Origin of the sequence: Streptomyces sp. NPDC005706 (genome assembly GCF_040631045.1) — a bacterium.
Lineage (GTDB): Bacteria > Actinomycetota > Actinomycetes > Streptomycetales > Streptomycetaceae > Streptomyces.
Map to the genome: position 1 here is coordinate 1 of NZ_JBEXYS010000065.1, position 6534 is coordinate 6534.

4 protein-coding genes and 3 pseudogenes are annotated in these 6534 nt (G+C 67.8%); 4 read left to right on the forward strand and 3 right to left on the reverse strand.

Annotated elements, in window-relative coordinates; genetic code table 11:
- Positions 1 to 198 precede the first annotated feature (198 nt).
- A pseudogene (locus tag ABZ478_RS39095) lies at positions 199 to 541 on the forward strand (transposase); the annotation flags it as partial.
- A gap of 22 nt (positions 542 to 563) precedes the next feature.
- On the opposite strand, the gene ABZ478_RS39100 reads toward ABZ478_RS39095, so the two are convergent.
- The gene (locus ABZ478_RS39100; RefSeq protein ID WP_359557547.1) at positions 564 to 1820 is read right to left on the reverse strand and encodes an IS110 family transposase; all 1257 of its coding nucleotides are present in this window, start codon (positions 1818 to 1820) and stop codon (positions 564 to 566) included.
- Positions 1821 to 2285: 465 nt separating this feature from the next.
- Here ABZ478_RS39100 and ABZ478_RS39105 point away from each other — a divergent pair.
- Both ABZ478_RS39105 and ABZ478_RS39110 read left to right on the forward strand, forming a co-directional pair.
- A pseudogene (locus ABZ478_RS39105) lies at positions 2286 to 2736 on the forward strand (IS5 family transposase); the annotation flags it as partial.
- Between the two features lie 264 nt (positions 2737 to 3000).
- Positions 3001 to 3696, forward strand: coding sequence for a hypothetical protein (locus tag ABZ478_RS39110; protein ID WP_359557549.1), 696 nt, complete (start codon positions 3001 to 3003; stop codon positions 3694 to 3696).
- A 108-nt stretch (positions 3697 to 3804) separates the two neighbouring features.
- On the opposite strand, the gene ABZ478_RS39115 is transcribed toward ABZ478_RS39110, so the two are convergent.
- Both ABZ478_RS39115 and ABZ478_RS39120 read right to left on the reverse strand, forming a co-directional pair.
- Positions 3805 to 4308, reverse strand: coding sequence for a hypothetical protein (locus tag ABZ478_RS39115; protein WP_359557543.1), 504 nt, complete (start codon positions 4306 to 4308; stop codon positions 3805 to 3807).
- 284 nt (positions 4309 to 4592) lie between these two features.
- On the reverse strand, positions 4593 to 5705 hold the full coding sequence (locus tag ABZ478_RS39120; RefSeq protein ID WP_359557545.1) for a catalase family protein: 1113 nt from the start codon (positions 5703 to 5705) through the stop codon (positions 4593 to 4595).
- A 399-nt stretch (positions 5706 to 6104) separates the two neighbouring features.
- Here ABZ478_RS39120 and ABZ478_RS39125 point away from each other — a divergent pair.
- Positions 6105 to 6392: pseudogene (locus tag ABZ478_RS39125) on the forward strand (transposase); the annotation flags it as partial.
- Positions 6393 to 6534: the final 142 nt, after the last annotated feature.

Genomic DNA, 6534 nt, shown 5'->3' on the forward strand with positions numbered 1-6534 from the left:
GACCACCTCGCCCACCAAATCAAAACCATCCTCGACCACGAAGCCACACAAACACCCCACACCCACAACACCACCAACCCCCAAACCAACTTCACACCCACCGTCACCCTCCACCGCACCATCCACTAACTGATCATTTCAGAATGAAGTTCGTTATAGGGCTTGGCAGTTGAGTCGTGTGTCGGCAGGATCTGTTGGGTGTCTGCTGATCTTGTCCCTGATGACCTGTGGGAACGTGTGGCTCCGCTGCTGCCTGCTCGTCCGGCGAGGCGGTGTCGGTATCCCGGGCGGTTGCCGGCGGATGACCGGGCTGCGCTGCGGGGCATCGTTTATGTGCTGTGCAAGAGCGTGAGCTGGCGGGATGTTCCGGCGGAGTAGGGTCGGCTGCAGTGGTGTGACGGCCTGGCGGCGTCTGCGGGACTGGACCGAAGCGGGCGTCTGGCCGCAATTGCTCGAGGTGCTGTTGGCAGAGTTGCGGGCGGCGGGCTTGCTGGACATGGATGACGCGGCGATCGACGGCTCGCACGTCAGGGCCCTCAAAGACATCTCAGGGGGCTATGAAGTCAAGCCGCCTGCTCGGTTGGGGGTGACAGGAGCGGTGCGAAGGCGTGCTGTTCGTCAAACTGCTGTCGGGTCTTGAGGCAGTGGTGGAGCTGGCCGAGGAAGCGGTTCAGCAAGTGCCGTTGTGCGGCGGCATGCCAGTCACCATGCTCGCGTCGGCGCCGGTAGTGCGCGTTCGCTCCCGGCGAGGCGGTGAGAGCGGCGAAGGCCCAGAGGAAGCCGGCGTTGATGAGGCGATTGTTCTTGACGAACCGGCGGCCGACGAACCGCTTCTTGCCGGAAGCGCGGGTGATGGGGGCGGATCCGGCGTACGACTTGAGCGCCCTGGCGTCGGCGAACCGTGCCCGGTCGTCGCCCAACTCGGCGAGCACGCGGGCGCCGAGCATGGGTCCCAGGCCGGGGAAGCTGAGCAGGATCTCGCTGTCGGCGTGCTGGTGAAAGGCGGCTGTGGCCGCCTCCGCGAGATCGTCCGCGGCCTGGCAGGTGGCGTCCAGCTGCTTGAGCAGGGCCAGGAGCTGGTGGCCGAAGGCGTCCTCGACACCGGGGAGCTGGTGGGCGTACTCGGCGCGGAAGACGTCCCGCAGCCGCTCGGCTTCCGCGTCGCAGCCGCGGAGGCGGCCACTGCGTTTGAGGGCAGCCCGCAGCTGGGCGAGGGTGAGCTTCGCGGCCTTGGCCGGAGTCGGTGCCAGAGTGAGGATGACACGGGCGTCAGCCCTGGTCAGACCGCCTTGTTTGCCCTGGAAGGCCAGCAGAGCAGCAGGGTAGTACTCGCGCAGGAGCGAGCGGGCCTGGTTGGCGACCTGCTGTCGCGTCCAGACGGCATCCTGCTGTGCTCGGGCCAGGACCGTGATGGCCTGGGCGAGTTCGGAGTCGGCTGGCAGGGGCCGGTGGGCGTGCATGTCGGTGCGCAGGATGTTCGCCAGGACCAAGGCGTCGCCCGGGTCGGACTTCTTCCGGCTGACGCCGTGGCGGTCGCGGTAGCGGGCGGCGGCGAGCGGGTTGATCGCGAAGACCCGACGGGTGCCGGTGCGCAGGCTCGCGACCAGGAGGCCGTGGCTGGTCTCGATGGCCACCGGTATCGGATCGTCTGGGCTGTCGCCGTGCTCGGCCAAGAGGTCCAGGAGCTTGTGGTAGCCGGCCACGTCGTCGGTGATACGGGCTTTGGCGAGCCGAGTACCGGCCTCGTCGACGAGGGCGACGTCGTGGTGCCGCTCTGCCCAGTCGATGCCGCAGAACACGGTCAAGCTGTCCTCCCAGATCCGTCCGTTTATGCAGGTCACGAGCACATGCGGGTCACGCGGCGCCCTAATCCAAGGACTCGTTGGTCCGCCGTCTCAGTAGCCGTTCGCGACACCAGCGCACTCCAGGGGCTCGATCTTCTGCAGAGCTCACGGGCTCGCGGATGAACAAGAGGTCGACCCTGGAGCAGGCTCGCGCCGTGACGATCAACGTCCGACCGGGCTCCGCGAGTTCCGCGGTGACCACGGAGGCGCCGGGCTGCGCCGCTCTTGACAGAGGCCTCAAGGGCCCGGGGAAACGGAGGCATCAGCCCGGCGCCCGCGTCATCACCGCGGACCCCGCAGCGGACAGCGATGCCGCTCTTTGAGGAGGCCTTGACGGCCAGGGGGGATCCAGGCATTCGCTGTCCTATGCGAGCAGCTACCCCGGGCCGTTGCATGGTCCCGGGCCGTCTGCTTACGCACTGGATTAGGGGGGCTCACGCCGGACCTTCGCCGGTCGACCGGGCCCGGTCCGGCAGCAAGCACCACCTGATCGTCGACCGGCACGGCACCCCTCTGGCCGTCTCGCTCCAGCGGAAATCGTCATGACGTGACACAGTTGATGCCCTTGCTGGACGCGATACCCCGCATCCGCGGGGTTCGTGGCCGGCCTCGCGATCGGCCACGTCGGCTGTTTGCCGACCGCGGCTACGACTACGACAAGTACCGGCGACTGATCCGGGCCCGCGGCATCACCCCGAAGATCGCCCGCAAAGGTCTTGCCCACGGCTCCGGCCTGGGCAAGACCCGCTGGGTGGTTGAGCGAACCTTCGCCTGGCTCCACCAGTTCAAACGACTCCGCATCCGCTACGAGATACGCGCCGATCTCCACCTCGGACTACTCCAACTCGCCTGCAGCATCATCTGCTTGAGACGACTCAGAACCTCATTTTGAAACGATCAGTTAGACGTCATTGTCGCGTTTATGCCGGGGCGGCACCGCTCAGCCCTCTTCGATTCACTCCTCTCGGACGCGTGAGCGGCGTCCGGGCAGCCCTCCGTGGACCTGGTCCGGCCCGGTCCACGACCGCAGCGCCCGTCGCGTGTGTGACAGCGGCGTACGGAACATGTCACAGGGCTCGAACCGGACCTGTACGCGATCTCCCCCAGCGGCGGGGCACCCGTCGCGCTCACCCACACCGCCACCGTCAGCGACGTGATGCCCAACTGGTCCCCGGACGGGAAGCACGTGGCCTTCGTCCGCTACGGCTCCGGGGGCGCCGTCGACGGCATCTGGACGATGAAGACCACGGGCGGCGGGCTGAAGGCCGTGCCCGGCACCAAGGGCGCCTCCGACCCGGCGTGGTCCCCGGACGGCAAGCGCATCGCCTACGCCAAGCCGGTCGGCACCCAGCGCGAGATCTACGTGGCCGACATCGACGGCTCTCCGGCCGTTCGGCTCACCCACACGGCGGCGGACGATCTCCACCCGACATGGTCGCCGGACGGCAAGTACCTGGCGTTCAACCGTGCGGACACGAGCGGGCACAGCAGGGTGATACGGATCCGGCTGTCCACCCTGGCGCAGACACCGGTCACCGGGTCCGGCTCCCACGACTGGACAACCGACTGGTCCCACGGCAACCGCATCGCGTTCAGCCGCGTGGACTCCTCCGGCTTCGCCCGCCTCTACCTCGTCCGCCCCGACGGCACCGGGCTGCACCGCATCACCGCGTCCCGCCGCAACGACAAGAACCCCTCGTGGTCCCCAGACGGCAACCGTCTGGTCTTCACCCGGGGCGGTGGCGACGACGCGGACCCCGAACACCTCTATCTGGTGCGGGCCGACGGCACCGCCCTGACCCAGCTCACCAAGACCGACTCCCACGACCTGGAGGCGGACTGGCGTCCGTGAATCCCCCCGTCAGGAGCGTGAGCGCAACACCCGGGCACCATCGGAGTGTTGCGCTCACGGACAGATCCGCCCCCTGGGTGGGGCCCGCCTCGCCGGGGCGGGACACACTCAGCCGGACGACAGGCCGGGGCGGCGCCTGCGCCCCGGCCGACGCCCCCCCACGGCGCCAGCCCCTGCCGTGGGGGGCGTGTCCAACAAACGGTGTGACTGGGTGAGTGTGTCGGCGTTGATCTTCTCTCTCAGGTCCCACACGACGATCGGCATCTGTGTCTTCTCGTGATAGTTCCCCATCCACCCCCACGAGTTGGGGTCTCCCGTCGTGAGCTGCGACGTTGTTGCGCCCGAGCAGGTGACGTTCTGGAAGTCGACCGAGGTCGTGTGGCTGTCCGAGAGATTGCCGAGAGGTGTGGTGTAACCGGGCAGGAGCAGCTTGCGGCCCCACGAGTTGGCGCTGCGTCGGCACGCGTTCCAGGTCCGCTTGCCGTGGTCCCTGTCGGACTCGGGCGAGTAGTTGCCGGCGCCTTCGCCGGAGCTGTAGGAGTCGCCCATGGCGACCACCATGTGCTTCGGCTTGCCCGGTAGCTTCTGGAAGGCGACCGCGGTGAAGGCCACGTCACCGAATCGAGTGGGACGCCGATGAGGTGCTCGACGACTCCGCCGCGCCCCTGAAGGAGGCAGGCCGTCGACCGAGCCGAGCCGAGCCGACGCCGCCCACAGCCGCTCCCAGGGCCCCACCGTGCGGGCGGTTCACGCCACTTGGGAGGGCCCGCCGCTACGCGTCGTCACGCTCCGGGAAGAGCACGTGAGCGGCGTCGAGAATCCGTTGTCGGGTCGCTTGTCGCCCTGCCGCAGTCCCAGTGCGGTCGGCGCAGGCGGCGGGACGCGGCTGAGCCGGCTCATCCGAGTAGTTGCGCGCTGCTGACCGGTTCGAGCCGCTGCTGTCCATTGATGCGGTGCCGTTCGATGGACGAACGCCGGTACACCTCCTGCCGCACCCGCTGGATCTCGCCGACAGGCCGGTGCTCCTCGCGTGAGCGCCACGGTGTGATCGACGTGGCGTCGGCGGCCGCCACGTTCTCGTCCCCGCCGATGTCCTGGCGCGGGAGGGCCACACGGGCGACGGTCACCCACGGGGACAGTTCCTGGGGCCACTTCACGGAGGTGTTGTCCACCGGCATGTGGGCCAGATCGGTGTTGAGCTGCACCTGGAGTTCGAAGGAGTGGTCCCGTTCCGCGGCCTCGGCAACGAGTGTGCAGCGGAACGCCTCGTTGTCCGCGCGCACGTCCACGATCTCGTGCGTCAGGGAGGCCACGGACTCGGTCGTGGGCACGGTCCGGATCTTGGCGATGTGGTCGCCGTACCGGAAGGCGCCCATGCTGTTGTAGGTGTACGACAGCAGGTTCCTGCGCGGGACGGTGGTGAACGACAGCATGGCGAACAGTTCGTCCCACAGCCAGCTGCCGGGATCGATGAGCGTGCCCCGGCGGGTCAGGAACTCCGCCATCCAGGTCTTGCGGCGGGCTGGGTTCACCAGGGCCTCCGGCAGCTCCGCGAACAGGTCCTCGATGACCATGTAGTCGTAGGCGGTGTTCGCGAAGAAGACATCGTTGTTGATCAAGTTGAGGTCAAAAGTACCGCTGTCCGGTTCGTCGTCCAGCAGTGAGGGGCCGGGGACCCCGAACAGCTTGATGCCCATCCCACACGCCGCGCCCAGCTGATGGTCGGGGCGCTGATGACCAAGGCCGTTGGAGTAGCGGACGACGGCGTCGTACACGGCGGGTCGGGCGAAGATCCCCTGACCGTAGAAACCGCGGTTGTCACCGACCGTGACCGTGGCCTTGAGAAGGCCGTAGGTCTTTCCGTGGGCCGTGCGGACGGCGCGGCCGACGGCCTCGCGCTCGACCGAGGTGCGGGTGCGCTGCGCCACCTGTGCCACCACCGCATCCAACTCCTGCTGGTAAGTCTGACGTTCGGCGGGGCGGTAATCCTCGTAGCGGACGGGATCCATGGTGTTGCCTCCCTGTGCTGTGGTGTCGACTCCAGACGCTAGCCAGCAATTAAATTGTGCACAACATAACTGACTGTGGTGAATCACACGTTGGCGAGGGCAACCACGTCGGGCACACCACACCGCAGAGTCGATGCATACGGTGCTCGAAGGCGGACCGGGCCGCCGACCTTGCACCCCGAGCGGGTGCTGACGACCGCCCCCTCCCTGACTATCGCCGAACTTGACCGAGCTTCAGCGGTGGTGACGACCGTGGCCCTCGCCATCGCCACCACGGGAACGCTCGCGCTGGACACGGGGCCGGGCCGGGCGGCGTCCCTTGTCGTGGTGTAGCCGATCAAGGTGTGGGAGTGCGCGGGCGTTCGCCCGGGGCGCACACCTGATGCGGGTGGCCGCTCCCTGACCAAGAGGCGCGCCACTGTGCAACGCAGCGTGGCCGAGCGGATGCTGCAAGAGCTGATCGAGGCCGAGTCCACCGCGCGCATCGGCGCAGAGTGGAACGAACAGGCCGCCAGTCGGACGGCTCTGCGCAACGGGCACCGCGACAAGACCCTGACCACGCTGGCCGGCGACCTGGACCTGAAGATCCCCAAGGTCCGCACCGGCAGCTTCTTCCCGTCGCTGCTGGAACGCCGGCGCCGGGTCGACCAGGCTCTCCACGCCGTCATCATGGAGGCGTACGTGCACACAGCCCCTAAAGCTGCCCAACAATCAGAACAAGCACCGTTGCTGTACTAGGCCCAATACCGGTGATTTAGGTCGTTTTCCGGCTGGTCGAGGTGGCTCTGGTGGGCCCGACCAGCCGGACCGTCGGGGTGTCTGGCCGTGG